This is a genomic window from Burkholderia sp. 9777_1386 (assembly GCF_015712265.1).
GTDB classification, from domain to species: Bacteria; Pseudomonadota; Gammaproteobacteria; order Burkholderiales; family Burkholderiaceae; genus Burkholderia; species Burkholderia cenocepacia.
The window spans coordinates 71,322-95,929 of sequence record NZ_JACCQB010000010.1 but is presented as its reverse complement, the minus strand read 5'-3'; the positions used below and the strand labels follow the sequence as shown (position 1 = coordinate 95,929).

Genomic DNA, 24,608 nt, shown 5'->3' with positions numbered 1-24,608 from the left:
ATCATGACCCTCATCGTCACCGGCGCAGCCGGTTTTATCGGCGCGAACATCGTCAAGGCGCTCAACGAGCGCGGCGAGACGCGCATCATCGCGGTCGACAACCTGACCCGCGCAGACAAGTTTCGCAATCTCGTCGATTGCGAGATCGACGACTATCTCGACAAGACCGAATTCGTCGAGCGCTTTGCGCGCGGCGATTTCGGCAAGGTACGCGCGGTATTTCATGAAGGCGCCTGTTCGGACACGATGGAAACCGACGGCCGCTACATGATGGACAACAACTTCCGCTACAGCCGCGCGGTGCTCGATACCTGCCTCGCGCAGGGCACGCAGTTCCTGTATGCATCGTCGGCCGCGATCTACGGCGGCTCGACGCGTTTCGTCGAGGAGCGCGACGTCGAGGCGCCGCTGAACGTGTACGGCTATTCGAAGTTCCTGTTCGACCAGGTGATCCGTCGCGTGCTGCCGAGCGCGAAGAGCCAGATCGCGGGCTTCCGCTATTTCAACGTGTACGGCCCGCGCGAGACGCACAAGGGCCGCATGGCGTCGGTCGCGTTCCACAACTTCAACCAGTTCCGCGCGGAAGGCAAGGTGAAGCTGTTCGGCGAATACAACGGTTATGCGCCGGGCGAGCAGACGCGCGATTTCGTGTCGGTCGAGGACGTGACCAAGGTGAATCTGTTCTTCTTCGACCATCCGGAGAAGTCGGGCATCTTCAATCTCGGCACGGGCCGGGCGCAGCCGTTCAACGATATCGCTTCGACGGTCGTGAACACGTTGCGCGCGCTCGACAACCAGCCGCCGCTGACGCTCGCGCAGCAGGTCGAGCAAGGGTTGATCGAGTACGTGCCGTTCCCCGATGCGCTGCGCGGCAAGTACCAGTGCTTCACACAGGCCGACCAGACGAAACTGCGCGCGGCTGGCTACGACGCACCGTTCCTGACCGTGCAGGAAGGCGTCGATCGTTACGTGCGTTGGCTATCCGGCCAGGTTTAAACCGGCGCGTTGCATCGATAGACTGGGTCTCACGGTCGGCAGCCGCCGGCCGTTTTCTTCGGAGATCCAGCACATGTTCAGGAAATGGTTTGCCGCAGCGGTCATGCTCGGCGCAGTAGCGTCGGCCTGGGCGGCCGTCGACGTCAACACCGCGAACGAGGATGCGCTCGTCGGCATCAAGGGCATCGGCCCGGCACGCGCGAAGGCGATTCTCGACGAGCGCGGCGCACGCGGTCCGTTCAGGAATGCGGACGATCTCGCCAAGCGTGTGAAGGGCATGGGCGGGCACACCGTCGAGCGGCTTCAGCAGGAAGGCTTGACGATCGGTGCGGCGGCCGGCGCCGGTACGACGCCGGCCGCCGCGGGCAAGCCGGCGGCAGCGAAGCCTGCTGCCGCACCGGCCCGCACCGCGCAGAAATAACGCGTCACGCAAGCGACAAAGCGCTCCTTCAGTCGCCGTCGTTGCGACGGCTTCCCGCGGCATGCCGCGGGTTTTTTGCGTGGTGCGGCGTGCGGCGCGATCACGAACCGCGGCACGCGTATTCCATCGGCGCAACGGGGTTGCCGGCGCGCGTGCCGGTGCTGGTTTACAATCGATCGATTGATCGGCCTCGTACTCACGGTATACCCATGGCTTACAAAACTATCGAAGACACGATCGGCAATACGCCGCTCGTGCAACTGGTCCGCCTGCCGGACGACGAGATTCGCGCTCGCAACAACGTGGTGCTCGCGAAGCTCGAGGGCAACAATCCGGCCGGTTCCGTGAAGGATCGCCCGGCGCTGTCGATGATCAGCAAGGCCGAGGCGCGCGGGCGCATCAAGCCGGGCGATACGCTGATCGAGGCGACGAGCGGCAACACGGGCATCGCGCTCGCGATGGCCGCGGCAATCCGCGGCTACAAGATGGTGCTGATCATGCCGGAGGATCTGTCGGTCGAGCGCCGCCAGAGCATGGCGGCTTATGGTGCTGAAATCATCCTGACGCCGGTGAAGGGCGGGATGGAACTGGCGCGCGACCTCGCGGAGCAGATGCAGCGCGAAGGCAAGGGCGTGATCCTCGACCAGTTCGGCAACCCCGACAATCCAATCGCGCACTACGAAGCAACGGGGCCGGAGATCTGGCGCGATACCGAAGGGCGCGTCACGCACTTCGTGTCCGCCATGGGCACGACGGGCACGATCATGGGCACATCGCGCTACCTGAAGGAGCAGAATGCGGCGATCGAGATCGTCGGTGCGCAGCCGGAAGACGGCTCGCGTATTCCGGGCATTCGCAAGTGGCCGGAAGCCTACATGCCGACCATCTTCGATCGCAGCCGCGTCGATCGCGTCGAAAACGTGAGCCAGGCCGCGGCGGAAACGATGGCGCGCCGGCTCGCGGCGGTCGAAGGCATCTTCGCGGGGATTTCATCGGGCGGCGCATGCGAAGTCGCGATGCGCATCGCGCGTCAGGTCGAGAATGCGACGATCGTGTTCATCGTCTGCGATCGCGGCGACCGTTACCTGTCCACGGGCGTGTTTCCGGCTTGAGCGAGAGAGAGGCGCGATTCGCGCCGCGATAAAAAAAGCGCCGCTCGTGCGGCGCTTTTTCTTTGGCTGGCCGGCGCTTATTGCGACTGAGCCTCGCCAGCGGCGGGCTGCAGCGCGCCGGTCGCTTCCATCTGCGCTTTCACGGCCTCGCCGAGCTGGTACACGGTGAGCGCGTAGAAGAAGCTGCGGTTGTAGCGCGTCAGCACATAGAAGTTCTTCAGGCCGAGCATGTATTCGGTCGCGCGCCCCGGCGTCGGCAGGTCGACCACGGTCACCGGCGTGCCGGCTTCGGTCGTGATGTTGACCGTCGGCTCGTTCAGCGTCATGCCCGCGCGCAGCAGTTGCGACAGCGCCCAGTGCGGTTCGGGCTGGCCGTCGGCGGCGGCCTGTGCGATGCCCAGGCTGCCCGTGTCGGGCGTGATCTGCCAGACCACCGGGCGGTCGGTTTCCCAGCCGTGCTGCTTCAGGTAGTTCGCGACACTGCCGATCGCATCGACAGGACTGCTGCGCAGATCGACATGGCCCGTGCCGTCGAAGTCGACCGCATATTCGCGGATGCTGCTCGGCAGGAACTGCGGAATCCCGATCGCGCCGGTGTACGAGCCGAGCACGGTGGTCGGGTCGAGCTGGTTGTCGCGGGTCCAGACCAGGAAGTCTTCGAGGTTCTTGCGGAAGGTTGCCTGGCGGCTGTCGCGATTCGGCGTGTCCGGGTAGTCGAACGTGAGCGTCGTCAGCGCGTCGAGCACGCGGAAATTGCCCATGTAGCGGCCGTAGATGGTCTCGACGCCGATGATGCCGACGATCACCTCGGGCGGCACGCCGAACTGCTCGGATGCGCGCTGCAGCGTCGCCTGGTTCGCCTTCCAGAACTTCACGCCCGCGTTGATGCGGATCGGCTCGATGAAGCGCGAGCGATACACGCGCCAGTTCTTGACCGTCGGCGACGGGGCCGGCCTCACGAGCTTGACGGCCGTCGCCGAGTAGCTGACGCGCGAGAACAGCGCATGCAGGCTCGCCGAATCGAAGCCGTTGCGACTCACCATCTCGTCGATGAACGCGTCGACCTTCGCGTTGCTCGCGTAACGCTGTGGAACGATTTCCTCTTCGAAGGTCTGACCTTGCGGTGTCGCCTGCTGCGGCTGGGCCTGGGCGACGAGCGTGCCGGCGGACTTCGCAGGCTGCGTCTGCGCCATGGCAGGCGCGGTGCCGAGGGCCGCGGCGATGGCAGCGACGACGAGCGGAGCGCGAACACGGAACAGCGCGGAGAGAAGGGCGGCAGGCTTGCTGGAATTCATGTCGAAGCGGGCGGACAGGGCGATGGTGTTCGGCGCAGTATACCCGACGCATCCGGCGCGCCGGGACGAAGCTGGCCCCCGTTGTGGTAAGTTAGCGGCGAATTCGCGGCAGACGATGGACATCATTGAGGGAGACCTGCGGCGCATCGTGCGCCGCGGATGACAGCTTATGGCAACCGCTTTCTACACGCACCCCGACTGCATGCTGCACGAGATGGGGGAATGGCATCCGGAATGTCCGGCCCGCCTGTCGGCGATCCAGGATCAACTGATTGCGAGCCGCATCGACGACCTGATCGTGCACGAAACCGCGCCATTCGCGAGCGAGGTCGCGCTGGGCCGCGTGCATACGCAGGCGCACATCGACTACATCCGCAGCATGACGCCGGTCGACGGTTACGTCGAGATCGATCCCGATACGCTGATGAATCGCGACACGTGGCGCGCGGCACTGCGCGCGGCCGGCGCGGCGATCGCGGCGACCGACGCGGTGATCGAAGGCCGCTATGCGAATGCGTTCTGCGGCGTCCGTCCGCCCGGTCACCATGCGGAGCCGGCGCGCGCGATGGGCTTCTGCTTCTTCAACAACGTCGCGATCGCCGCGCGGCATGCGCTCGACGTACACGGCATCGAGCGTGTCGCGATCATCGATTTCGACGTGCATCACGGCAACGGTACCGAGGCGGCGTTCGCGAACGACGAGCGCGTGCTGATGTGCAGCTTCTTCCAGCATCCGCTGTATCCGTTCTCGGGCGTCGATCATCAGGCGCCGAACATGGTCAACCTGCCGATGCCCGCACGCAGCAACGGGATGGCGATCCGCGAAGCGGTCGACATGTTCTGGCTGCCGCGTCTCGACGCGTTCAAGCCGCAGATGCTGTTCGTGTCGGCCGGCTTCGATGCGCATCGCGAGGACGACATCGGCAATCTCGGCCTCGTCGAAGCCGACTTCGAATGGCTGACCGCGCAGATCGTCGACGTGGCGCGCCGGCATGCGCAGGGCCGCATCGTCAGTTGCCTCGAAGGCGGCTACAACCTGTCCGCGCTCGGGCGCAGCGTAGTCGCGCACCTGCGCGTGCTGGCCGGGATCTGATTTCCGCTTGACCGGCGGGCCGGCGTGTTCAGTGCGCCGGCACGCGCGCATGAATCCACGCGATCAGCGCGTCGATCACGCGATCGCGTTCGAGATCGTTCATCGTTTCGTGGAAACCGCCTTCGTACAGCGTCAGCGTACGGTCGGGCGAGCCGACGCGCGCGCCGAACGCGCGACTGCCGTCGGGTTCGGTCAGCTTGTCCTCGGTGCCGTGATAGACGAGCACCGGTACCCGCAGCGCGCCGCGGCCATTCTCGATGCGCGCCATCGCGTCGAGAATCTCCGCGCCGGTGCGGGCGGGCACCGCGCCGTGATGCACGAGCGGATCGGCGCGATTGGCGGCGACGACGGCCGGATCGCGCGACAGCAGCGCCGCATCGATCCTGATCGCGGGGAACGTGGGCCACACCCGGCTGATGACGCGGCTGACCGCAAGCATCCAGCGCGGCACGTCGCGCCCCGGCGCGAGCGCCGGACTCGACAGCACGAGGCCTGTCAGCCCATGGCCACGGGCCGGTGCGCGTTCGATCGCATAGAGCGCCGCGACCGCGCCACCCATGCTGTGTCCCATCAGGAACAGCGGCGCATCGCCACGCGCGGCTTCGGCGACCAGCGCATCCGCATCGTTCAGGTAGCCGTCGAAGCGCTCGACCCACACGCGTTTGCCGGGCGATTGGCCATGCCCGCGCAGATCGATCGCCAGCACGTCGATGCCGGCTGCATTCAGCCGGCCGGCGAGCGCGGCATAGCGGCCCGCGTGTTCGGCGAGGCCATGCACCAGCGCGATCGTCGCGCGCGGCGGCGCGGTGCCGTCGCCGGCCGGCCAGCGGTACGACGCCAATTCGAGCCCGTCCGCGGTACGCAGCCGGCCCATGCGCGGCGCGGGTGCCGATCCGGTGGCGGCGGGTGCGGCGGCCGGCGTGGTGGTGATACTCATCTGGCGTGTCCCCTGTTCGTTGGTCGGTGTTCCGGATCATAGACGCGGCCTTCCCGCGCGAGCCCAGCGGCGCCCCTCTAATTTCGTCCGGTTATGAAAAGATCGAAATCGATTATTAAGGGGAATGAGGGGTTTGCGGTAAAATCGCCGGTTATTCCAGATGCATCGGCGGCCGACTGGCGGGCCAACTCGCCGGCCGGCCGCCGTTTTGTTTACATGATCGAATTACGCAATCTCTCGCAGCGTTTCCCCGGCCCGGGCGGCTGGGTCGATGCGCTGCGCAACGTCAACCTGACGATCCCGCAAGGCGAGGTGTTCGGCATCATCGGCCGAAGCGGCGCCGGCAAGAGCACGCTCGTGCGCACCATCAACCTGCTCACGCGGCCGAACGAAGGCAATGTCGTCGTCGGCGGGCGCGACCTGATGCTGCTGTCGGCCGGTGCGCTGCGCGAGGCACGCCGCGAGATCGGCATGATCTTCCAGCACTTCAACCTGCTGTCGTCGCGCACGGTGTTCGACAACGTCGCGCTGCCGCTCGAACTGGCCGGTGCGAGCCGTGCCGACATCGAAGCCGCCGTGCTGCCGCTGCTCGATCTGGTCGGGCTGTCCGCGCAGAAGGATCGCTATCCATCGCAGATCAGCGGCGGCCAGAAGCAGCGCGTCGGCATCGCTCGCGCGCTGGCGAGCCAGCCGAAGGTACTGCTGTCGGATGAAGCGACGTCCGCGCTCGATCCCGAAACCACGCGTTCGATCCTCGACCTGCTGAAGCGCATCAACCGCGAGCTCGGCCTGACGATCGTGCTGATCACGCACCAGATGGAAGTGATCAAGCAGGTCTGCGATCGCGTCGCGGTGCTCGATGCGGGACGCGTGGTCGAGGAAGGTCGCGTGATCGACGTGTTCCTGCAGCCGCATCACGAAGTGACGCGCGCGCTGATCGGCGACGTGATCGCGCAGGAGCTGCCGCCCGCGCTGAAGGCGCGCGTGGCCGAGCGGCTGAAGACGGGCAGCGGCCATCTGCTGCGGCTCGCCTTCACGGGCTCGGGGGTCGACCAGCCGATCCTGTCGGAGACGATCCGCCGGTACGAACTCGATTTCAACATCCTGCATGGCCAGATCGACGAGATCCAGGGGCAGGCATTCGGTTCGCTCGCGGTGCTCGCGGGCGGCGAGCCGGGCAAGGTCGGGCAGGCGCTCGCGTTCCTGCGCGAGCAAGGCGTGGTGGTAGAGGAGCTTTCGTATGTTGAGTGAGATGTTCGATATGTTCGTGCAGTCCTTCTGGGAGACGCTGATCATGGTCGGCATCTCCGGAGCGGTCGGCGCGCTCGTCGGCCTGCCGCTCGGCGTGCTGCTCTACCTGACCGATCGCCAGGGCGTGCTGCAGAACCTCGCGGTGAATCGCGTGCTTGGCGGCATCGTGAACGCCGTCCGCTCGACGCCGTTCATCATCCTGCTGGTCGCGGTGATTCCGTTCACGCGGCTCGTCACCGGCTCGTCGATCGGCACGGCCGCGGCGGTCGTGCCGCTGACGCTCGCGGCCGCGCCGTTCATCGCGCGTCTCGTCGAAACGGCGCTGCGCGAAGTCGACCGCGGGCTGATCGAGGCCGCGCAATCGATGGGCGCGACCACGTCGCAGATCGTATTCAAGGTGCTGTTGCCCGAATCGCTGCCGGGCGTCGTCGCGGGCCTGACGATCACGTTCGTGTCGCTGGTCGGCTATTCGGCGATGGCGGGTGCGATCGGCGGCGGCGGCCTCGGCGATCTCGGCATCCGCTACGGTTACCAGCGCTATTTGCCGGAAGTGATGTGGACGGTCGTCGCGATCCTGATCGTGTTCGTGCAGATCGTGCAATCGTTCGGCGACTGGCTGGTGCGCCGGCTGAGCCACAAATAAGACAGACCGATCCGATAGGGGAGACACGATGCAACGACGCTTCATGCTGAAATTTGCCGCGGCGCTGGGCGCGGCCGCACTGTTCGCGGGCGCGCACGCCCGGGCCGAAACCATCAAGGTGGGCGTGACGGGCGGCCCGCACGCGCAGATCATGGAAGTGGTGAAGCAGGTCGCGGCGAAGGGCGGCCTGGAGATCCGCATCGTCGAATTCTCCGACTACGTGCAGCCGAACGCCGCGCTCGCGTCGGGCGACCTCGACGCGAACAGCTACCAGCACGATCCGTATCTGCAGGCGCAGGTGAAGGATCGCGGCTACAAGCTGATCAAGGTCGCGGATACCGTCACGTTCCCGATGGGCATCTATTCGAAGCGCGTGAAGTCGCTGGCCGAGCTGAAGCCGGGCGCGCGCGTCGCCGTTCCGAACGATCCGACCAACGGCGGTCGCGCGCTGCTGTTGCTGCAGAAGCAGGGGCTGCTGAAGCTGCGCGCGGATGCGGGGCTGAAAGCGACGCCGCTCGATATCGTCGACAATCCGCGCAAGCTGAAGATCGTCGAGCTCGACGCGGCGCAGATCCCGCGCTCGCTCGGCGACGTCGACGCGGCCGCGATCAACACCAACTACGCGATGGAAGCGGGGTTGAAGCCGAAACAGGACGCGATCGCGATCGAGGGCCCGAACGGTCCGTACGCGAACATCCTCGCGATTCGCGAGACGGACCGGAACAAGCCGTGGGTCGCGAAGCTGATTGCGGCGTATCACTCGGCCGACGTGAAGCAGTTCATCGAAGGCAAGTTCGGCGGCGCGGTCATCGCCGCCTGGTAACGGGCGAAGCACGGGATGCCCGGCGGGATTAGAGTCGATGATCGAAAACCCGGGCTTTGCGTCCGGGTTTTTTCTCTTTTAAAATAGAACGACCGTTCGCTATCATTGGCGCGTCGCCAAGAAGCGGTATCCTCGACAACCATCATGGTTGGGTCCGCCTGGCCGCGCAGTCATGAGGCCTCGCTATAAAATGGCCTCTGGTCGTATTCGTAACTTTGGAGCGTGTGCATGAAAATCCTGGTGCCAGTGAAAAGAGTGGTCGATTACAACGTGAAGGTCCGCGTGAAGTCGGACAACACGGGCGTCGACATCGCGAACGTGAAGATGTCGATGAACCCGTTCGACGAAATCGCCGTTGAAGAAGCCGTGCGCCTGAAGGAAGCGGGTGTCGCGACCGAAGTGATCGCGGTGTCGGTGGGCGTCACGCAAGCGCAGGAAACGCTGCGCACGGCGCTGGCGATCGGCGCGGATCGCGCGATCCTCGTCGAGTCGAACGACAGCGTCGAGCCGCTGGCCGTCGCGAAGATCCTGAAGGCGCTGGTCGACAAGGAACAGCCGCAGCTCGTGATCCTCGGCAAGCAGGCGATCGACGACGATTCGAACCAGACGGGCCAGATGCTCGCCGCGCTGGCAGGCCTGCCGCAAGCGACGTTCGCGTCGAAGGTGACGGTGGCCGACGGCAAGGCGACGGTGGCGCGCGAAGTCGACGGCGGCGCGGAAACGCTGTCGCTGACGCTGCCGGCGGTCGTCACGACCGACCTGCGCCTGAACGAGCCGCGCTACGTGACGCTGCCGAACATCATGAAGGCGAAGAAGAAGCCGCTGGAAACCGTGAAGCCGGAAGACCTCGGTGTGGACGTCGCGCCGCGTCTGAAGACGCTGAAGGTGGTCGAGCCGCCGAAGCGCGCAGCCGGCGTGAAGGTGCCGGACGTGAAGACGCTGGTCGAGAAGCTGAAGACCGAAGCCAAGGTGCTGTAAGAGGGAGCGGAAAGAAATGACGATTCTGGTGATTGCAGAACACGACAACGCGTCGATCAAGGCCGCGACGCTGAACACGGTGGCGGCGGCAGCGAAGATCGGTGGTGACATCCACGTGCTGGTCGCGGGCCACAACGCGCAAGCGGCGGCAGACGCTGCAGCGAAGATCGCAGGCGTGTCGAAGGTGCTGCTGGCCGACGCGCCGCAACTGGCCGAAGGCCTGGCGGAAAACGTCGAGGCGACCGCGCTGAACATCGCGAAGGACTACTCGCACATCCTCGCGCCGGCGACGGCCTACGGCAAGAACATCGCGCCGCGTATCGCGGCGAAGCTGGACGTCGCGCAGATCTCGGACATCACGGCAGTCGATTCGGCCGACACGTTCGAGCGCCCGATCTACGCGGGTAACGCGATCGCGACGGTGCAGTCGAGCGACCCGATCAAGGTCATCACGGTGCGTGCAACGGGCTTCGATCCGGTGGCGGCGGAAGGCGGCAGCGCGGCGGTCGACAAGATCGAAGCGGCGGCCGACGCCGGCAAGTCGCAGTTCGTGAGCCGCGAAGTGACGAAGCTGGACCGTCCGGAACTGACGTCGGCGAGCATCATCGTGTCGGGCGGCCGCGGTCTGGGCAGCGGCGAGAACTACACGAAGGTGCTGGAGCCGCTGGCCGACAAGCTGTCGGCAGCGCTCGGCGCATCGCGCGCGGCAGTCGACGCCGGCTACGTGCCGAACGACTACCAGGTCGGCCAGACCGGCAAGATCGTCGCGCCGCAGCTGTACATCGCGGTCGGCATTTCGGGTGCGATCCAGCACCTGGCCGGCATGAAGGATTCGAAGGTGATCGTCGCGATCAACAAGGATCCCGAAGCACCGATCTTCAGCGTGGCCGATTACGGCCTCGTCGGCGATCTGTTCGCGCTCGTGCCGGAACTCGTGACCGAGCTCGGCTGACGCGGTGTGATGCTTCAGCGGTAAGCACACGAGAAGAGGGGCGCGACGAGCGCCCCTTTTTGTTGTGTCATCGCGGAAGAGGCGCGAGCGGCGTGCGCCTGGACGATCCGCGATCGTCTCGTGCCGAGCGGCGCTCGCACGCTCGCAGTCGCCCAAAAGAGAAAGGCGCCCTCGGGCGCCTTTCTCGCTGATGCAACGGGCCCGCATCGCCGCGGGCCGTTCCGACTTACGCGTATGCCGGGCGCGTCTGGCCGGGCACGTCCTTCAGGTAACGATGCACCGACAGGTCGTCGGCCTGGATCGCGGGCATCTTGCCCGAGATCAGGTCCGCGAGCAGTTGGCCCGAGCCGCACGACATCGTCCAGCCGAGCGTGCCGTGGCCGGTGTTCAGGAACAGGTTCGACACCGGCGTGCGGCCGACGATCGGCGTGCCGTCCGGCGTCATCGGGCGCAGGCCCGTCCAGAACGTCGCCTTCGACGTGTCGCCGCCGCCCGGGAACAGGTCGTTCACGCACATCTCCAGCGTTTCGCGGCGTGCCGCGCGCAGCTTCTTGTCGAAGCCGACGATTTCCGCCATGCCGCCGACGCGGATGCGCTGGTCGAAGCGCGTGATCGCGATCTTGTAGGTCTCGTCGAGCACGGTCGACACGGGCGCGGCGGCTTCGTTGACGATCGGCGCGGTGATCGAATAACCCTTGAGCGGATAGACCGGAATCTTCATCAGGTTCGAGATGAAGCTCGTCGAGTACGAGCCGAGCGCGACGACGTACGCGTCCGCGCGTACCGTCTCGCTGCCGCACTGCACGCCGGCGATCTTGCCGCCCGCGATCGCGAGCGCATCGATCGGCGTGTTGTAGCGGAACTTGACGCCAAGCGATTCGGCGAGCGCGGCGAGGCGCGTCGTGAACAGCTGGCAATCGCCCGTTTCGTCGCCCGGCAGGCGCAGGCCGCCCGTCAGCTTGTGCGAGACGGCGGCGAGCGCCGGTTCGGCCTTTTTCAGTTCGGCCGGCGACAGCAGTTCGAACGGCACGTTCGCTTCCTGCAGCACGGCGATGTCCTTCGCCGCGCCGTCGAGCTGCTGCTGCGTGCGGAACAGTTGCAGCGTGCCGCCCGTGCGGCCTTCGTACTGGATACCGGTATCGGCACGCAGCGCCTGCAGGCAGTCGCGGCTGTATTCGGCGAGACGGACCATGCGGCCCTTGTTGACGGCATAGCGCTCGGCCGTGCAGTTGCGCAGCATCTGATACATCCACTGGAGCTGGAAGCGCGTGCCGTCGAGGCGGATCGCGAGCGGCGCGTGCTTTTCAAACATCCACTTGACCGCCTTCAGCGGCACGCCGGGCGCGGCCCACGGCGCGGCATAGCCGGGCGAGATCTGGCCTGCGTTCGCGAAGCTCGTCTCCAGCGCCGGGCCGGCTTCCCGGTCGATCACCGTGACTTCATGGCCGGCGCGCGCGAGGTAATACGCGCTTGCCACGCCCACCACACCGCTGCCCAGAATGACGACTCGCATAGCTGCTCCAGATGGAAGGGACCAGATTGAGGCCGGGCGCACCCTGCGGCTCCGTGTAACCTCTAGCTGATCTAGTTTTTTGAGCTATGGTATTGTCGAATGTGCAGTTTTTGTTATCGTATTTTTTCGGTTTTCAGCATAAACAAATGAGAACGCAACGTCAGCCCGTACGCTCGCTCGACAAGCTCGACCGACGCATCCTGAAACTGCTCCAGGACGACGGCCGGATGGCGATGAAAGACCTTGCGGAACAGGTCGGCCTGACCGTCACGCCGTGTATCGAGCGTGTGCGACGCATGGAGCGCGACGGCGTGATCACCGGTTATCACGCGCGGGTCGACCCGGGCCAGCTGGGCGCCGCGCTGCTGGTGTTCGTCGAGATCACGCTCGGCCACAAGGGCGGCAACATGTTCGAGCAATTCCGCCGGGAAGTGATGAAGATCGACGAGGTGCTCGAATGCCATCTCGTCTCCGGCGATTTCGACTATCTGATCAAGGCGCGGATCGGCGAGATGGCCGACTACCGCAAGCTGCTCGGCGACATCCTGCTGCAGTTGCCCGGCGCCGTGCAGTCGAAGAGCTACGTCGTGATGGAAGAAATCAAGGAAACGCTGACGATCGCCGTCGGCGAATGACGTGCCGGCGGCCCGTTGTCGGGCCCTTTATCTCGCCCTTGGCATGCTGCGCCCAATACTGTATAAATGTACAGTATTGGGCGCAGGCGAATGGGTGGGCACATGGACGATCGGTCCGACAACGAATTTCCGATAGCGCCGCCCGTGCCCCGCAAGGGGCGCGGTGCGGTCGACAACCTGCAGGGGCGGTATGAACTCGCGCAGCGCGAAGCGGTGGACGACGGCTGGACGCACGAGTCCGACGATGCCGATTTCCCCGCGCCGCTGCGCACGCAGGTATTCGAGGAGCGGGCGAAGAGCATCCTGACGCACAACCAGTCGCCCGATATTCCGTTCAGCGTGTCGCTCAATCCGTATCGCGGTTGCGAGCACGGTTGTATCTACTGTTTCGCGCGGCCGACGCACAGCTATCTCGGGCTGTCGCCGGGGCTCGATTTCGAAAGCCGCATCTACGCGAAGGTGAACGCGGCCGAGCTGCTCGAACGCGAGATTTCCCGCAAGCGCTACGTGCCGGAGCCGATCGCGCTCGGCGTCAACACCGACGCATACCAGCCGGTCGAGCGCGACCTGCGCATCACGCGCAGCGTGATCCAGGTGATGCACGATCGCGGGCTGCCGTTCGCGGCGATCACGAAATCGTCGCTGATCGAGCGCGATCTCGACCTGCTCGCGCCGATGGCCGAACGCGGGCAGGTGATGGCGGCGGTCACGATCACGACGCTCGATGCCGAACTCGCGCGCACGCTCGAGCCGCGCGCGGCCACGCCGGCGCGGCGGTTGCGCACGATCCGCGCGCTGCGCGATGCGGGCGTGCCGGTCGGCGTGAGCATCGCGCCGGTGATTCCGTTCGTGACCGAGCCGGACATGGAGCGCGTGCTGGAGGCGTGCGCGGAAGCCGGTGCGACGCATGCGAGCTACATCATCCTGAGGTTGCCGTGGGAGGTCGCGCCGCTGTTCAAGAGCTGGCTTGCCGCGCATTTTCCCGATCGTGCGGAGCGCGTGATGAACCGCGTGCGCGACATGCGCGGCGGCAAGGATTACGACTCGGATTTCTCGAAACGGATGAAGGGCGAGGGGATCTGGGCCGACCTGTTGCGGCAGCGCTTCCGTCAGGCGGTCAAGCGGCTCGGGTTGAACGAGCGCACGAACGGCATTCTCGATCTGTCGCGGTTCAGCGGTGCGCCGGCCGCTGCGGTGCCGGCGCCGCGTGTTGCGGTTCGCTCAGCCGGCGCGAAGCCGCGCGACGACATGCAGTTGAACCTGTTCTGATGGACGAGCGATACGGTTGCCGGTGTGCCGTATCGACCGTATCGGTGGTGCTTACTGCGAAATCTGCTTGGCTGCTTCGACCTGCGATTCGAAGTAAGTCTGGAACGACAGCGCGAGCGCGGTCATCAACAGGAACGCGCCGATCAGCAGCGAGAAGATCACGACGAAGATCACGGTCCAGCCCGACTTGCTGTGCTTGCCGGTGTCCGCGTTGAATTGCGCATCCCATTTTTCGTCGGGACGCAGCCCGTAGACGAGTGCGGCGAGGAACGCCGCCAGCAGCGAGATTGCGCCGGGGACCGCGAGCCACCAGCCGAGGCCGGCGCTGCGCTGGGTAGCCGCGAGCAGGAGGAAGCCCGGGATGCCGACGATCGTCGCGAGCAGGTGGGCCCAGCCGTACACGTCGCGAAAGCCGTACAGATAGAAGCGGTGCGCGCCGAGCGATCCGAGCAGGAACGCGAGGGCGGCGGTGAGCGTCTTGGAGCGGAAGCGGCGGGGCGATGCGGTGCTGCTGGACATGGATGGCGGCGTCTTGTCGTTGGCATGGGCGGGGCCGGCAGGCCGGCGCGGGCGCGCGGCCCGGCACGCATTCTACGATGCCCGGTCGGGCCCGGTCACCCCTCGCCCGCGTCAAGGTGCCGCATAGGTCACGCGATAGATCGCGCCTGCGTAATCGTCGCTGACGAGCAGCGAGCCGTCCGGCAGCGGCAGTACATCGGCCGGGCGTCCCCATACCGTGCCGTCGGGTCGCAGCCAGCCGGTAACGAACGGCGTCTGGCGTGCATGGCTGCCGTCCGCCGAGACGACCACGCGCATCACGCGGTAGCCGACCTTCGTGCTGCGGTTCCACGAGCCGTGTTCGGCAATGAAGACATTATTGCGATACGACGCCGGAAACATCGGCCCGGTATAGAAGCGCATCCCGAGCGCCGCGACGTGCGCGCCGAGTTTCAGGACGGGCGGCACGTAACGGCGGCAAACCTCGGCGCTGCCGAATTCGGGGTCGGGCGTATCGCCGCCGTGGCAGTAGGGAAAGCCGAAGTCGAGGCCGGCGCGGGGCGCGCGGTTCAGCTTGTCGTCGGGTACGTCGTCGCCCATCATGTCGCGCCCGTTGTCGGTGAACCACAGCTCGCCCGAATCGGGGTGCCATGCAAAGCCGACCGTATTGCGTATGCCGCGGGCGACCACTTCGCGTCCGCTGCCGTCGGCGTTCATTCGCGCGATGATCGCGTAGCGGTTGCGATCGGCGAGGCAGGCGTTGCACGGTGCGCCGGTCGGCACGTACAGCTTGCCGTCGGGGCCGAACGCGATGAATTTCCAGCCGTGATGGTGGTCGGTCGGCAGCGCGTCGGTCACCACGACAGGGGCGGGCGGTCTGGCGAGCCGGTCGTCGATATGGTCGATGCGCACGATGCGCGACACGGCGGATATATAGAGAGCGCCGTCGCGGTAGGCGACGCCGACGGGCATGTCGAGCCCGGACGCGACGACGTAGCGCGCGCTGATCCGGCCCTCGTGCATGACGAACGCGTGGACGCGGCCGTCTCGTGTGCCGACATACAGGATGCCGCGCGGCGACCACGCCATTTCGCGCGCGGCCGGTACGGCGTCGGTCAGCACGTCCACGTGGAAGCCGGGCGGCACGACGAGTTCGTTCACCGGCAGCGGCGCGGTAAACGCCGGCGCGGACATGGAGCAGGCAAGGCCGGCAAGCAGCGCCGCGAATGGGCGCCGTGCGCGGCGCACGAGGGCGGCGCGAAGGAGCAACATGACGGTCGGGAGCGTCCTGGACACGACGATTGTAGGCCCGGCGGACGGGCCGTCCGCGGATTTTTACGCGTAAGTGTTTGTTGTACCTCTGGTTTCCGGCTATAATCGTGTGTTTCAGTAGTTTCGAACCCGGTTTTCCCGAAGGACATCATATGGTTATCATCCGTCTGGCTCGTGGCGGCTCGAAGAAGCGCCCGTTCTACAACATCGTTGCTACCGATTCGCGCAACCGTCGTGACGGCCGCTTCATCGAGCGCGTCGGCTTCTACAACCCGGTCGCCACGAAGGGCGAATCGCTGCGTATCGCTCAGGATCGCCTGACGTACTGGCAAGGCGTTGGCGCGCAACTGTCGCCGACCGTCCAGCGTCTCGTGAAGGAAGCGCAAAAGGCGCAACCGGCTGCCTAACATGGCACGGTGTGCCGGTCGTGCCGGCTATGAGGTGCATTGATGGCGGGTCACGATTCCGGTAATGCAAGGCGCGGGCGGGCGTCATTCGGCGCATTCGTCCGCAAACCGGTCGAGCGCGACATGGTCGCGAACGCCGGTCAGGCTGCCGAACCAGGCGGCCTCGACGCGACGCAAACCTGGCCCGACGATGCCGTCGAGGTCGGGGCGGTGGTCGACGCCTACGGCCTGAAAGGCTGGGTCAAGGTGGCGGCGCATGCCGATGCCGGTCGCGGTGGCGACGCGCTGCTCAATGCGCGTCGCTGGTGGCTGGAACGCGGTGCGGAGCGGCTTTCCGTCCGCATCATGCAGTCGAAGACGCACAGCGATACTGTCGTTGCGCAACCCGCGGGCGTCAGCGACCGCGATGCTGCGCTGTCCATGCGCGGCTTTCGCGTGTTCGTGCGCCGGGAAGATTTCCCGGCACTGGCCGCGGACGAATTCTATTGGGTCGACCTGATCGGTCTCGAGGTCGTCAACGAGCAATCGGTGGCGCTCGGGAAGGTGGGCGGGATGATCGACAACGGCGTGCATTCGATCATGCGTGTCGAGTATCCGGCGACCGGCAAAGACGGTCGGCCGACCACCGACGAGCGGTTGATTCCGTTCGTCGGCGTCTACGTCAAAACGGTGGATCAGGCGGCGCGTCGCATCGTCGTCGACTGGGAAGCCGATTACTGAAATGAACCAGGTTACCGAGAGCGCGGTGCAGTTCGACGTCATCACGCTCTTTCCCGAGATGTTCCGCGCACTGACCGACTGGGGAATCACCAGCCGGGCCGTCAAGCAGGGGCGCTTCGGGCTGCGCACCTGGAACCCGCGTGATTTCACGACGGACAACTACCGCACGGTCGACGATCGTCCGTACGGCGGCGGTCCGGGCATGGTGATGCTGGCGAGGCCGCTCGAAGCCGCGATCGATGCCGCGAAAGCGGCACAGGCGGAGCAGGGCATCGCGAGCACGCGCGTCGTGATGATGTCGCCGCAAGGCGCGCCGCTCACGCATGATCGCGCGGTGCGGATGGCGCAGGAACCCGGCGTCGTCGTGCTGTGCGGTCGTTACGAAGCGATCGATCAGCGCCTGCTCGACCGTTGCGTCGACGAGGAAATCAGCCTCGGCGATTTCGTGCTGTCGGGCGGCGAGCTGCCGGCGATGGCGATGATGGATGCAGTCGTGCGGTTGCTGCCCGGTGTGCTGAACGATTCGCTGTCGGCCGTGCAGGACAGCTTCGCCGATGGTCTGCTCGATTGTCCGCACTACACGCGTCCCGAGGAATACGACGGCGTGCGCGTGCCGGACGTGTTGCTCGGCGGGCATCATGCCGAGATCGAGAAGTGGCGGCGTCAGGAAGCATTGAGGAATACGTTGCGGAAGCGGCCGGACCTGATCGTCCGGGCGCGCCGCGAAAAGTTGTTGAGCCGGGCCGACGAGGCGTGGCTTGCGAACCTCGCACGCGAAGCGAAGGACGCCTCCTGAGGCGGCTGCGCGAGCGGGAATTGGCGGTGCCGTACATGCGTGTACGGTGCCTGATGTGAATCCATCCTCTATCGGGGCCAGGCCTGGAAGCAGGCGGGTGCCAACGCCGACACGATGGCATAAGGAGTCAGTAATGAATCTGATCGCAAAACTTGAGCAGGAAGAAATCGAGCGCGCGCTCGCCGGCAAGACGATCCCCGATTTCGCCCCGGGCGACACGGTGATCGTGAACGTGAACGTGGTTGAAGGTAACCGCAAGCGCGTTCAGGCTTACGAAGGCGTCGTGATCGCGATTCGCAATCGTGGTCTGAACTCGAACTTCATCGTTCGCAAGATCTCGTCGGGCGAAGGCGTCGAGCGTACGTTCCAGACGTACTCGCCGCTGCTGGCAAGCATCGTCGTGAAGCGTCGCGGTGATGTGCGTCGTGCGAAGCTGTACTACCTGCGCGAGCGTTCGGGCAAGTCGGCTCGTATCAAGGAAAAGCTGGTGTCGAAGGATCGCGCCGCAGCAGCTTCCCAAGAGTAAGAGCTGTAAGGAAAAAGCACCCAACCGGGTGCTTTTTTCATTCTGGCGCGACAATATGCTCGATACGACACGAACCCGAGAGCCCCATTGAATCGCCGCCCCATCATCGATCCCGAAGTCTTGCCGGTCGAAGGCACCGGCGCCGGCCTGCCCGTCATCGACTCCCGGCTGATGACGCCGTCCGGCCTGCGCGAACGTTTCGCGCGCACGCTCGAATGGAGCGTCGAGCCCGGCGAGGCGAGGCTGCAGGAGGGCGTCGATCCGCGTAGCGCGGCCGTCCTCGTGCCGCTCGTCGTCCGCGAGTCAGGCCTCACCGTGCTGCTGACGCAGCGCGCCGATCACCTGAACGACCACGCCGGACAGATCAGCTTTCCCGGCGGCCGTCGCGAGCCGTTCGACCGCGATGCGACCGCCACCGCGTTGCGCGAGGCGAAGGAAGAGATCGGGCTGGCCGCCGAACGCGTCGAGATTCTCGGCGCGCTGCCCGACTACCTGACCGGCACGGGCTTCTGCGTGACGCCGGTCGTCGGCCTCGTGCATCCGCCGTTTACCGTGCAGGCCGATACGTTCGAAGTCGCCGAGATTTTCGAAGTGCCGCTCGCGTTCGTGATGAATCCCGCGAACCATCAGGTCCGCGTGTTCCGGTGGGAAGGCGGCGAGCGTCGTTTTTTTGCCATGCCCTATCCGAATGGCGAACCGGGCGGGCATTACTTCATCTGGGGCGCAACTGCCGGCATGTTTCGCAATCTGTATCGCTTCTTGGCCGCCGGCTAGGCGGGCGCGCCGACTGGCGCGCGCGACCGGCTGCCGGGCGACCGCGCCGGCAGCCATGCGCGGCTGACGCTGTGCTATCGTTATGCAAAAAATGACATAACTCCGAAGACGGCGCCACGCATGACTTTCTTTTCGGTTCTCCTCGCTCTCATCATCGAACAGGTCCGCGCGTTGTCGCCGAGCAATCCGGTATTCGCGCTGTTCCAGTTTCATGCGGAAACCGTCGCGCATGGCCTCGACGCCGGCAAGCAGAAGCACGGGATCCTCGCATGGCTCGCGGTCGTGCTGCCGTGGGTGCTGATCGTCGCGCTGATCTATTTCCTGCTGTACAAGGTGAGCTTCGTGCTCGCGTTCCTGTGGAACGTCGCCGTCGTGTATTTCACGCTCGGCTTCCGCCAGTTCAGCCACTACTTCACCGACATCCACCTCGCGCTCAACAACGACGACGTGCCGCGCGCGCGTGAAATCCTCCATGAATGGACGGGCATCGACACGGTCGACATGCCGGTGGGTGAAATCGTCCGCCATACGCTGATCCATGCGGTCGTCGCGTCGCATCGCCACGTGTTCGGCGTGTTCTTCTGGTACGTGCTGCCGATCGGCCCGGCCGGCGCCGTGCTGTACCGGATTTCCGAATATCTCGCGCGCAGCTGGGCGACGCCGGGCGACGACCGTACGGCCGCGTTCTCGACGTTCGCGCAGCGTGCGTTCTTCGTGATCGACTGGATTCCGTCCCGACTGACGGCGCTCGGTTTCGCGATCGTCGGCAATTTCGAGGATGCGATTTACGCGTGGCGCAATCACACGCGCCAGTGGCCCGACCCGAACGACGGCGTACTGCTGGCCGCCGGCAGCGGGGCGCTCGGCGCGCGTCTCGCAGGGCCGCTCGCGGAACCGTCGAGCCTCGATGCGCTAGCAGTCGGCGACAGCGGCCCGTTGACGGTTGGTGACGATTGCACGCCGCGCACGCTGCAGTCGGCGGTCGGCCTCGTATGGCGCGCGGTGATTCTGTGGATGATCCTGCTGCTGATGCTGACGCTTGCCGTCTGGGTGTCGTGACGGGGCAGCCTGACGCGCGATGAAATGAAAAGGCCGGCTCGATGCCGGCCTTTTCGCTGTGTGTCAGCGCGGTGCATTCAGTCATCGAGCGGGTCACGCACGGCGCCGCATTGCCAGCACGCGGTGAATTGCGCTTCGAGCGCTTCGCCGCACTGCCGGCAGCGCCAGGGCGCCGCGCCCGCCGACGGGCCGTGCGACGCGGCGTCGAGGAGCCGGCGGGCGAGCGCGTCGTCACGTTCGTCGTCGAGCCACAGCTCGGGTGTGCACGCATCGGCCGGCAGGCCGCCGAGCGCGCCGGTCGCGTAGCAGTTGTGCAGTTCGCAACCGATGCCGGCTACCTGGAGCACGTTGGCCCAATGCTGCGCGGTCGCGAGGTCGGGTGCCTTGAAACGCATCGCGGCTCCTGTCGATGAAAGCCGGCCCGGCTGGCGCCGGCCGGCCGTCGTGCACGTCGCGCGGTCAGCGGACGATCTGGCTCGCCTCGTGCACGAGCTGCGCGTACAGCGCGTGCCGCGACGGCGCGATACGGCCGTCGGCGACCGCTTCGAGGATCGCGCAGCCGGGCTCGTGCAGATGATGACAATTATAGAAACGGCAGTCCGCGAGCAGCGGCCGGAATTCCGGAAACGCGCGCTCGAGGCGGCCTTCGGTCAGGTGGTAGAGGCCGAATTCCTGGAAGCCCGGCGAATCGATCAGCGCACCGCCGCCTTCCAGCGGGTACAGGCGCGTGAACGTCGTCGTGTGACGACCGCTGTTGAGCGCGGCCGAAATCTCGCGGGTTGCGGCTTCGGCGTCGGGCACGAGCAGGTTCACGAGCGTCGACTTGCCCATCCCGGACTGGCCGAGCAGGATCGTCGAATGCCCGGCGAGGTGCGGCATCAGCTGCGCGCGCGCATCGTCCGGCGCGCCTTTCACCGACAGCTCGAGCACGTCGTAGCCGAGCGCGCGGTACGGGGCGAGGCGTTCGCGCGCGACCGGCAGCGCGGCCTCGACGTCGATCTTGTTCAGCACGACGAGCGGCTTCAGCTCGTTCGCTTCGGCGGCGATCAGCGCGCGGCCGAGCAGATCCTCGCTGAAATAGGGCTCGGTCGCGAGCACGATCAGCAACTGGTCGAGGTTCGCGGCGAACAGCTTCGATTTGAACTGGTCGGAGCGGTACAGCAGGTTGCGCCGTTCGCCGATTTCCACGATCACGCCCTGGTCGGCCGACGCGAGTTCGTACGCGACGCGGTCGCCGACCGCGATGTCGCTCTTCTTGCCGCGCGGGAAGCATTGCAGCATCGGGCCGCCGTCGTCGGGGGCGACGATGTAGTGGCGGCCGTGCGCCGCAATCACGCGGCCTTCGGCCCGTTGCGCGCTCGACGCGCGCGGGGCCGGCTTGCGGGAGGTCGGCCGGCTCATGCGTGCTGCAGCAGGCGGTCGATCCGCTGCGAGGCCGGCGGATGCGAGTAGTAGAAGGCCGTGTAGACGGGGTCGGGCGTCAGCGTCGACGCGTTGTCCTCGTAGAGTTTCACGAGCGCGCTGACGAGATCCTGCGCGTCGGTCTGGCTGGCCGCGAACGCGTCGGCCTCGAATTCGTGCTTGCGCGACGTGAGGCTGCTGAACGGCGTCGCGAAGAACAGGAACACGGGAATCGCGAGGAAGAACAGGACGAGCGCGGCGCCCGCGTTGCTGGTGTCGAGCGACGGCGTGACGCCGAGCCCCGTATAGAACCACGTGCGCTGCGCGAGCCAGCCGAGCAGCGCCAGCAGCACGAGGCTCAGCACGAACGACACGAGCATGCGCTTCATCACGTGGCGGCGCTTGAAGTGGCCGAGTTCGTGCGCGAGTACGGCCTCGATCTCCTGGCCGGACAGGCGCGCGAGCAGCGTGTCGAAGAACACGATCCGTTTCGATGCGCCGAAGCCCGTGAAGTACGCGTTGCCGTGCGCGGAGCGGCGGCTGCCGTCCATCACGAACAGCCCCTTGGCCGCGAAGCCGCAGCGCTTCATCAGCGACTCGATGCGCGCGCGCAGCGCGTCGTCCTTCAGCGGCTCGAACTTGTTGAAGAGCGGCGCGATGAAGGTCGGGTAGATCAGCAGCACGAGCATCTGGAACGCGACCCACACGATCCAGGTCCACAGCCACCACAGGCTGCCGGCCTGGTTCATCAGCCACAGCACGACGAACAGCAGCGGCAGGCCGAGCGCGGCGCCGAGCAGCGAATTCTTCAGCATGTCGGTGAAGAACAGCCGCTTCGTCATCCGGTTGAAGCCGAAGCGCTGCTCGATCCCGAACTGGCGGTAATACTCGAACGGCACGTCGATCACGCCCGTGATCACGAGCACCGCGGCGACCAGCGCGACCTGCTGCCCGTAGCCGCGGCCGAGCCAGCCGGTCAGCAGCGTGTCGAGCGCGCCGACGCCGCCGAGCAGCGTGAGGCCGACCAGCACGGCCGCGCTGACGACGATCTCGAGCATCGTCAGCCGGGTGCGCTCGACCGTGTAGTCGGCCGCGCGCTGGTGGGCGGTCAGCGGGATGGTGGCGCTGAACTGCGCGGGTACGCCGTTACGGTGCGCGGCGACGAAGCGGATCTGCCGCGATGCGAGCCACAGTTTGGTGACGACCATCGCGAGTACGGCGAGCGCGAACAGCAGGGTGAACGAAAAGGGTGACATCGAAGGCGCCAAAGGGTTCTATGCGAGAATTATATGTTCTTGCGGACCGGCCCCGCTGATGCGATGCCGGCCGCCCGGGCGGCGCTGCATCGGCGCGCCCGGTCCGCCATTTTCCAGGATGAATCATGACCGATACCGCCGCTTCCGCCAGCCAGCCCGCGCTCGTGCGCAACGAGTTGAACCTCGTCTGGCTCGACATGGAGATGACGGGCCTCGACCCGGATAACGACCGCATCATCGAGATCGCGGTCGTCGTGACCAACTCCACGCTCGACATTGCCGTCGAGGGCCCGGTGTTCGCGATCCACCAGAGCGACGAGACGCTCGCGAAGATGGACGACTGGAACAAGTCGACGCACGGCCGTTCCGGCCTGATCGACCGCGTGCGCGCATCGACCGTGACCGAGGCGGACGCCGCCGCGCAACTGCAGGCGTTCCTCGCGCAGTACGTGTCGCCCGGCAAGTCGCCGATGTGCGGCAACTCGATTTGCCAGGACCGCCGCTTCATGGCGCGCTGGATGCCGGAATTCGAGCGATTCTTCCACTACCGCAACCTCGACGTCAGCACGCTCAAGGAGCTGTGCCGCCGCTGGCAGCCGGCCATCTACAAGGGTTTCCAGAAGCGGGCGATGCACACTGCGCTCGCGGACATCCACGAATCGATCGACGAGCTGAAGTATTACCGCGAGCATTTCCTGATTCCGGCCGCGTCGGCGTCGGCAGGGGAATCCGCGCCGGCCGCGTGAGCGGGCCGGCACGCGCGCAGCGCCCGGCAAACGCTCAGCGCCGCGCGCTTTTCGGCCGGAACGCCGCGACCACCGCGGCGTCGGTCTCGACATACGGGCCGCCGATCAGGTCGATGCAGTAGGGCACCGCGGCGAAGATGCCGGGCACGGTCGGCTTGCCGTCGGCATCGCGCAGCCCTTCCAGCGTTTCCCGGATCGACTTGGGCTGGCCGGGCAGGTTGATGATCAGCGCCGCATGGTCGGCCGTTTCTCGGATCACCGCGACCTGCCGCGACAGGATCGCGGTCGGCACGAAATTCAGGCTGATCTGCCGCATCTGCTCGCCGAATCCCGGCATTTCCTTCGTCGCCACGGCCAGCGTGGCTTCCGGCGTCACGTCGCGGCGCGCGGGGCCGGTGCCACCCGTCGTCAGCACGAGGTCGCAGCCGGCGACGTCGACGAGCTCGGTCAGCGTGGCCGAGATCGTCGGCGCATCGTCCTGGATCAGGCGCGTTTCGGCGCGCCACGGCGAAACCAGCGCGCCGGCGAGCCATTCCTGCAGCGCCGGAATGCCCTTGTCTTCGTAGACGCCCGTACTCGCGCGGTCGCTGATCGACACGAGGCCGACCACGAGTTCGTCCGGGTGGTTACGCTTCGTCGTCATGGTCGTCTCCGGCGTCGCCGGCCGCTTCGTCGTCGCTGTCGGATGCGCCGCCCGCGGCCTTGATCCACTGGAACAGCTCGCGGAAATAGCGCGGCGGCTTGCCTTGCTGCGCTTCCTTGCGCGCGTTGCGGATCAGCGTGCGGCCTTCCTGGATGTCGGCGTCGGGGTGCTGGCGCAGGAATTCGGTCAGTGCGTCGTCGCTCGCGAGCAGCTGCTCGCGCGTGCGCTCGATCCAGTGCAGGCGGGCTGTCGCGGCCTTGTTCACGCCGCGTTGCGCGTCGAGCGCGGTACGCAGCGCGGCCGTTTCGTCGTCGGTCAGCGAGCGCATCACGCGGCCGACGTACTGGAGCTGGCGGCGCTTGCCCTCGTGATCGGTGATCCGGCGCGCCTCGCGCACGGCGTCGGCGAGATCTTCGGGCATCGGCATGCGCTTGAGCGCGTCCTTCGGCAGGTCGACGAGCGCCTGGCCGAGTTCCTGCAGCGCGTGCATTTCGCGCTTCAACTGGGATTTGCTGGGGCGATCGTAGCCATTGTCGTCGTCATCGACGGCATGTTCGATCGGCTGGATTCGGGTTTTGCGTGTCATGGGCCG

28 protein-coding genes are annotated in these 24,608 nt (G+C 66.2%); 18 read left to right on the top strand and 10 right to left on the bottom strand.

Going from position 1 to position 24,608, the window contains the following annotated elements; all coding sequences use genetic code 11:
- The first annotated feature begins 3 nt into the window (after positions 1-3).
- The 3 genes from rfaD (at position 4) to cysM (ending at position 2,529) form a co-directional block, all read left to right on the top strand.
- A complete protein-coding gene (rfaD, locus tag H0X91_RS10920) occupies positions 4-996 on the top strand; it encodes an ADP-glyceromanno-heptose 6-epimerase (RefSeq protein WP_006496538.1) in 993 nt (330 codons plus the stop codon).
- Positions 997-1,069: 73 nt separating this feature from the next.
- Positions 1,070-1,417 carry a ComEA family DNA-binding protein gene (locus H0X91_RS10915; protein ID WP_006496537.1) on the top strand — a complete coding sequence of 116 codons (348 nt, stop codon included), beginning with the start codon at positions 1,070-1,072 and terminating at the stop codon, positions 1,415-1,417.
- 209 nt (positions 1,418-1,626) lie between these two features.
- Positions 1,627-2,529, top strand: a complete 903-nt coding sequence (gene cysM / locus H0X91_RS10910) for a cysteine synthase CysM (RefSeq protein WP_012492863.1) — start codon at positions 1,627-1,629, stop codon at positions 2,527-2,529.
- A 77-nt stretch (positions 2,530-2,606) separates the two neighbouring features.
- Here the strand turns inward: cysM and mltB are convergent, their stop codons facing one another.
- Complete coding sequence (gene mltB / locus H0X91_RS10905) at positions 2,607-3,950, bottom strand: lytic murein transglycosylase B (protein ID WP_077056128.1); 1,344 nt, start codon at positions 3,948-3,950, stop codon at positions 2,607-2,609.
- 43 nt (positions 3,951-3,993) lie between these two features.
- On the opposite strand from mltB, the gene H0X91_RS10900 reads away from it, so the two are divergent.
- A complete protein-coding gene (locus tag H0X91_RS10900) occupies positions 3,994-4,917 on the top strand; it encodes a histone deacetylase family protein (RefSeq protein WP_006486840.1) in 924 nt (307 codons plus the stop codon).
- Between the two features lie 28 nt (positions 4,918-4,945).
- Here H0X91_RS10900 and H0X91_RS10895 read toward each other — a convergent pair whose 3' ends face one another.
- On the bottom strand, positions 4,946-5,854 hold the full coding sequence (locus H0X91_RS10895; RefSeq protein ID WP_006486872.1) for an alpha/beta hydrolase: 909 nt from the start codon (positions 5,852-5,854) through the stop codon (positions 4,946-4,948).
- 216 nt (positions 5,855-6,070) lie between these two features.
- Here H0X91_RS10895 and H0X91_RS10890 point away from each other — a divergent pair, with 216 nt between their 5' ends.
- The 5 genes from H0X91_RS10890 to H0X91_RS10870 all read left to right on the top strand — a co-directional run bounded on the left by H0X91_RS10890 (position 6,071) and on the right by H0X91_RS10870 (position 10,501).
- On the top strand, positions 6,071-7,105 hold the full coding sequence (locus H0X91_RS10890) for a methionine ABC transporter ATP-binding protein (protein ID WP_012492862.1): 1,035 nt from the start codon (positions 6,071-6,073) through the stop codon (positions 7,103-7,105).
- The gene (locus H0X91_RS10885) at positions 7,095-7,748 is read left to right on the top strand and encodes a methionine ABC transporter permease (protein ID WP_006486982.1); all 654 of its coding nucleotides are present in this window, start codon (positions 7,095-7,097) and stop codon (positions 7,746-7,748) included. The genes H0X91_RS10890 and H0X91_RS10885 overlap by 11 nt, the downstream gene beginning before the upstream one ends.
- Positions 7,749-7,776: 28 nt before the next feature.
- Positions 7,777-8,571, top strand: coding sequence for a MetQ/NlpA family ABC transporter substrate-binding protein (locus H0X91_RS10880; protein ID WP_059721535.1), 795 nt, complete (start codon positions 7,777-7,779; stop codon positions 8,569-8,571).
- A 228-nt stretch (positions 8,572-8,799) separates the two neighbouring features.
- Positions 8,800-9,549, top strand: coding sequence for an electron transfer flavoprotein subunit beta/FixA family protein (locus H0X91_RS10875; protein ID WP_006496532.1), 750 nt, complete (start codon positions 8,800-8,802; stop codon positions 9,547-9,549).
- Between the two features lie 16 nt (positions 9,550-9,565).
- Entirely contained in the window at positions 9,566-10,501 is a 936-nt protein-coding gene (locus H0X91_RS10870; protein ID WP_006486854.1) for an electron transfer flavoprotein subunit alpha/FixB family protein, read from the top strand.
- 226 nt (positions 10,502-10,727) lie between these two features.
- Here H0X91_RS10870 and H0X91_RS10865 read toward each other — a convergent pair whose 3' ends face one another.
- The gene (locus tag H0X91_RS10865; protein ID WP_034200850.1) at positions 10,728-12,014 is read right to left on the bottom strand and encodes a D-amino acid dehydrogenase; all 1,287 of its coding nucleotides are present in this window, start codon (positions 12,012-12,014) and stop codon (positions 10,728-10,730) included.
- A gap of 146 nt (positions 12,015-12,160) precedes the next feature.
- Between H0X91_RS10865 and H0X91_RS10860 the strand changes: the two genes are divergently transcribed.
- Positions 12,161-12,649, top strand: coding sequence for an Lrp/AsnC ligand binding domain-containing protein (locus tag H0X91_RS10860; RefSeq protein WP_012492860.1), 489 nt, complete (start codon positions 12,161-12,163; stop codon positions 12,647-12,649).
- A 90-nt stretch (positions 12,650-12,739) separates the two neighbouring features.
- Positions 12,740-13,918 carry a PA0069 family radical SAM protein gene (locus tag H0X91_RS10855; protein ID WP_112751099.1) on the top strand — a complete coding sequence of 393 codons (1,179 nt, stop codon included), beginning with the start codon at positions 12,740-12,742 and terminating at the stop codon, positions 13,916-13,918.
- 51 nt (positions 13,919-13,969) lie between these two features.
- On the opposite strand, the gene H0X91_RS10850 is transcribed toward H0X91_RS10855, so the two are convergent.
- Entirely contained in the window at positions 13,970-14,437 is a 468-nt protein-coding gene (locus H0X91_RS10850) for an NINE protein (RefSeq protein WP_006486876.1), read from the bottom strand.
- Positions 14,438-14,548: 111 nt separating this feature from the next.
- On the bottom strand, positions 14,549-15,688 hold the full coding sequence (locus H0X91_RS10845) for a PQQ-dependent sugar dehydrogenase (protein WP_196433029.1): 1,140 nt from the start codon (positions 15,686-15,688) through the stop codon (positions 14,549-14,551).
- 152 nt (positions 15,689-15,840) lie between these two features.
- Here H0X91_RS10845 and rpsP point away from each other — a divergent pair, with 152 nt between their 5' ends.
- From rpsP to H0X91_RS10815, 6 genes are all read left to right on the top strand, one after another.
- Positions 15,841-16,095, top strand: a complete 255-nt coding sequence (gene rpsP, locus H0X91_RS10840) for a 30S ribosomal protein S16 (RefSeq protein ID WP_006476550.1) — start codon at positions 15,841-15,843, stop codon at positions 16,093-16,095.
- A gap of 42 nt (positions 16,096-16,137) precedes the next feature.
- Positions 16,138-16,815 (top strand): ribosome maturation factor RimM, encoded by a 678-nt coding sequence (rimM, locus tag H0X91_RS10835; RefSeq protein WP_196433028.1) that lies wholly within the window; start codon positions 16,138-16,140, stop codon positions 16,813-16,815.
- A gap of 1 nt (position 16,816) precedes the next feature.
- Complete coding sequence (trmD, locus tag H0X91_RS10830; RefSeq protein ID WP_006486979.1) at positions 16,817-17,611, top strand: tRNA (guanosine(37)-N1)-methyltransferase TrmD; 795 nt, start codon at positions 16,817-16,819, stop codon at positions 17,609-17,611.
- Positions 17,612-17,744: 133 nt separating this feature from the next.
- A complete protein-coding gene (gene rplS, locus H0X91_RS10825) occupies positions 17,745-18,137 on the top strand; it encodes a 50S ribosomal protein L19 (protein ID WP_006486838.1) in 393 nt (130 codons plus the stop codon).
- 87 nt (positions 18,138-18,224) lie between these two features.
- A complete protein-coding gene (locus tag H0X91_RS10820) occupies positions 18,225-18,911 on the top strand; it encodes a CoA pyrophosphatase (protein ID WP_006486824.1) in 687 nt (228 codons plus the stop codon).
- A gap of 120 nt (positions 18,912-19,031) precedes the next feature.
- Positions 19,032-19,970, top strand: coding sequence for a CobD/CbiB family protein (locus H0X91_RS10815; RefSeq protein ID WP_006486900.1), 939 nt, complete (start codon positions 19,032-19,034; stop codon positions 19,968-19,970).
- A gap of 77 nt (positions 19,971-20,047) precedes the next feature.
- On the opposite strand, the gene H0X91_RS10810 is transcribed toward H0X91_RS10815, so the two are convergent.
- From H0X91_RS10810 to H0X91_RS10800, 3 genes are all read right to left on the bottom strand, one after another.
- The gene (locus H0X91_RS10810; RefSeq protein WP_011351362.1) at positions 20,048-20,365 is read right to left on the bottom strand and encodes a putative signal transducing protein; all 318 of its coding nucleotides are present in this window, start codon (positions 20,363-20,365) and stop codon (positions 20,048-20,050) included.
- Positions 20,366-20,429: 64 nt separating this feature from the next.
- Complete coding sequence (rsgA, locus tag H0X91_RS10805) at positions 20,430-21,371, bottom strand: ribosome small subunit-dependent GTPase A (RefSeq protein ID WP_006486937.1); 942 nt, start codon at positions 21,369-21,371, stop codon at positions 20,430-20,432.
- Positions 21,368-22,627, bottom strand: a complete 1,260-nt coding sequence (locus H0X91_RS10800; RefSeq protein ID WP_058902101.1) for a M48 family metallopeptidase — start codon at positions 22,625-22,627, stop codon at positions 21,368-21,370. Before H0X91_RS10800 ends, rsgA begins: the two co-directional genes overlap by 4 nt.
- Positions 22,628-22,752: 125 nt before the next feature.
- Here H0X91_RS10800 and orn point away from each other — a divergent pair, with 125 nt between their 5' ends.
- Positions 22,753-23,373 (top strand): oligoribonuclease, encoded by a 621-nt coding sequence (gene orn / locus H0X91_RS10795; protein ID WP_196433027.1) that lies wholly within the window; start codon positions 22,753-22,755, stop codon positions 23,371-23,373.
- Between the two features lie 34 nt (positions 23,374-23,407).
- Here the strand turns inward: orn and mog are convergent, their stop codons facing one another.
- Both mog and yjgA read right to left on the bottom strand, forming a co-directional pair.
- The gene (mog, locus tag H0X91_RS10790; RefSeq protein WP_006486883.1) at positions 23,408-24,016 is read right to left on the bottom strand and encodes a molybdopterin adenylyltransferase; all 609 of its coding nucleotides are present in this window, start codon (positions 24,014-24,016) and stop codon (positions 23,408-23,410) included.
- Complete coding sequence (gene yjgA, locus H0X91_RS10785; RefSeq protein WP_006496527.1) at positions 24,000-24,602, bottom strand: ribosome biogenesis factor YjgA; 603 nt, start codon at positions 24,600-24,602, stop codon at positions 24,000-24,002. Before yjgA ends, mog begins: the two co-directional genes overlap by 17 nt.
- Between the last annotated feature and the right edge of the window lie 6 nt (positions 24,603-24,608).

Coding starts and splice junctions, on each gene's coding strand:
- H0X91_RS10855 (WP_112751099.1), top strand. CDS start 12,740: ATGGGTGGGCACATGGACGATCGGTCCGACAACGAATTTCCGATAGCG.
- mltB (WP_077056128.1), bottom strand. CDS start 3,950: ATGATGTCCATCGTCTGCCGCGAATTCGCCGCTAACTTACCACAACGG.
- orn (WP_196433027.1), top strand. CDS start 22,753: ATGACCGATACCGCCGCTTCCGCCAGCCAGCCCGCGCTCGTGCGCAAC.
- H0X91_RS10900 (WP_006486840.1), top strand. CDS start 3,994: ATGGCAACCGCTTTCTACACGCACCCCGACTGCATGCTGCACGAGATG.
- rimM (WP_196433028.1), top strand. CDS start 16,138: ATGGCGGGTCACGATTCCGGTAATGCAAGGCGCGGGCGGGCGTCATTC.
- H0X91_RS10865 (WP_034200850.1), bottom strand. CDS start 12,014: ATGCGAGTCGTCATTCTGGGCAGCGGTGTGGTGGGCGTGGCAAGCGCG.
- H0X91_RS10915 (WP_006496537.1), top strand. CDS start 1,070: ATGTTCAGGAAATGGTTTGCCGCAGCGGTCATGCTCGGCGCAGTAGCG.
- rplS (WP_006486838.1), top strand. CDS start 17,745: ATGAATCTGATCGCAAAACTTGAGCAGGAAGAAATCGAGCGCGCGCTC.
- H0X91_RS10890 (WP_012492862.1), top strand. CDS start 6,071: ATGATCGAATTACGCAATCTCTCGCAGCGTTTCCCCGGCCCGGGCGGC.
- rpsP (WP_006476550.1), top strand. CDS start 15,841: ATGGTTATCATCCGTCTGGCTCGTGGCGGCTCGAAGAAGCGCCCGTTC.
- H0X91_RS10800 (WP_058902101.1), bottom strand. CDS start 22,627: ATGTCACCCTTTTCGTTCACCCTGCTGTTCGCGCTCGCCGTACTCGCG.
- H0X91_RS10810 (WP_011351362.1), bottom strand. CDS start 20,365: ATGCGTTTCAAGGCACCCGACCTCGCGACCGCGCAGCATTGGGCCAAC.
- H0X91_RS10870 (WP_006486854.1), top strand. CDS start 9,566: ATGACGATTCTGGTGATTGCAGAACACGACAACGCGTCGATCAAGGCC.
- H0X91_RS10850 (WP_006486876.1), bottom strand. CDS start 14,437: ATGTCCAGCAGCACCGCATCGCCCCGCCGCTTCCGCTCCAAGACGCTC.
- yjgA (WP_006496527.1), bottom strand. CDS start 24,602: ATGACACGCAAAACCCGAATCCAGCCGATCGAACATGCCGTCGATGAC.
- H0X91_RS10860 (WP_012492860.1), top strand. CDS start 12,161: ATGAGAACGCAACGTCAGCCCGTACGCTCGCTCGACAAGCTCGACCGA.
- H0X91_RS10815 (WP_006486900.1), top strand. CDS start 19,032: ATGACTTTCTTTTCGGTTCTCCTCGCTCTCATCATCGAACAGGTCCGC.
- rfaD (WP_006496538.1), top strand. CDS start 4: ATGACCCTCATCGTCACCGGCGCAGCCGGTTTTATCGGCGCGAACATC.
- H0X91_RS10885 (WP_006486982.1), top strand. CDS start 7,095: ATGTTGAGTGAGATGTTCGATATGTTCGTGCAGTCCTTCTGGGAGACG.
- rsgA (WP_006486937.1), bottom strand. CDS start 21,371: ATGAGCCGGCCGACCTCCCGCAAGCCGGCCCCGCGCGCGTCGAGCGCG.
- H0X91_RS10895 (WP_006486872.1), bottom strand. CDS start 5,854: ATGAGTATCACCACCACGCCGGCCGCCGCACCCGCCGCCACCGGATCG.
- H0X91_RS10875 (WP_006496532.1), top strand. CDS start 8,800: ATGAAAATCCTGGTGCCAGTGAAAAGAGTGGTCGATTACAACGTGAAG.
- mog (WP_006486883.1), bottom strand. CDS start 24,016: ATGACGACGAAGCGTAACCACCCGGACGAACTCGTGGTCGGCCTCGTG.
- H0X91_RS10880 (WP_059721535.1), top strand. CDS start 7,777: ATGCAACGACGCTTCATGCTGAAATTTGCCGCGGCGCTGGGCGCGGCC.
- cysM (WP_012492863.1), top strand. CDS start 1,627: ATGGCTTACAAAACTATCGAAGACACGATCGGCAATACGCCGCTCGTG.
- H0X91_RS10845 (WP_196433029.1), bottom strand. CDS start 15,688: ATGTTGCTCCTTCGCGCCGCCCTCGTGCGCCGCGCACGGCGCCCATTC.
- trmD (WP_006486979.1), top strand. CDS start 16,817: ATGAACCAGGTTACCGAGAGCGCGGTGCAGTTCGACGTCATCACGCTC.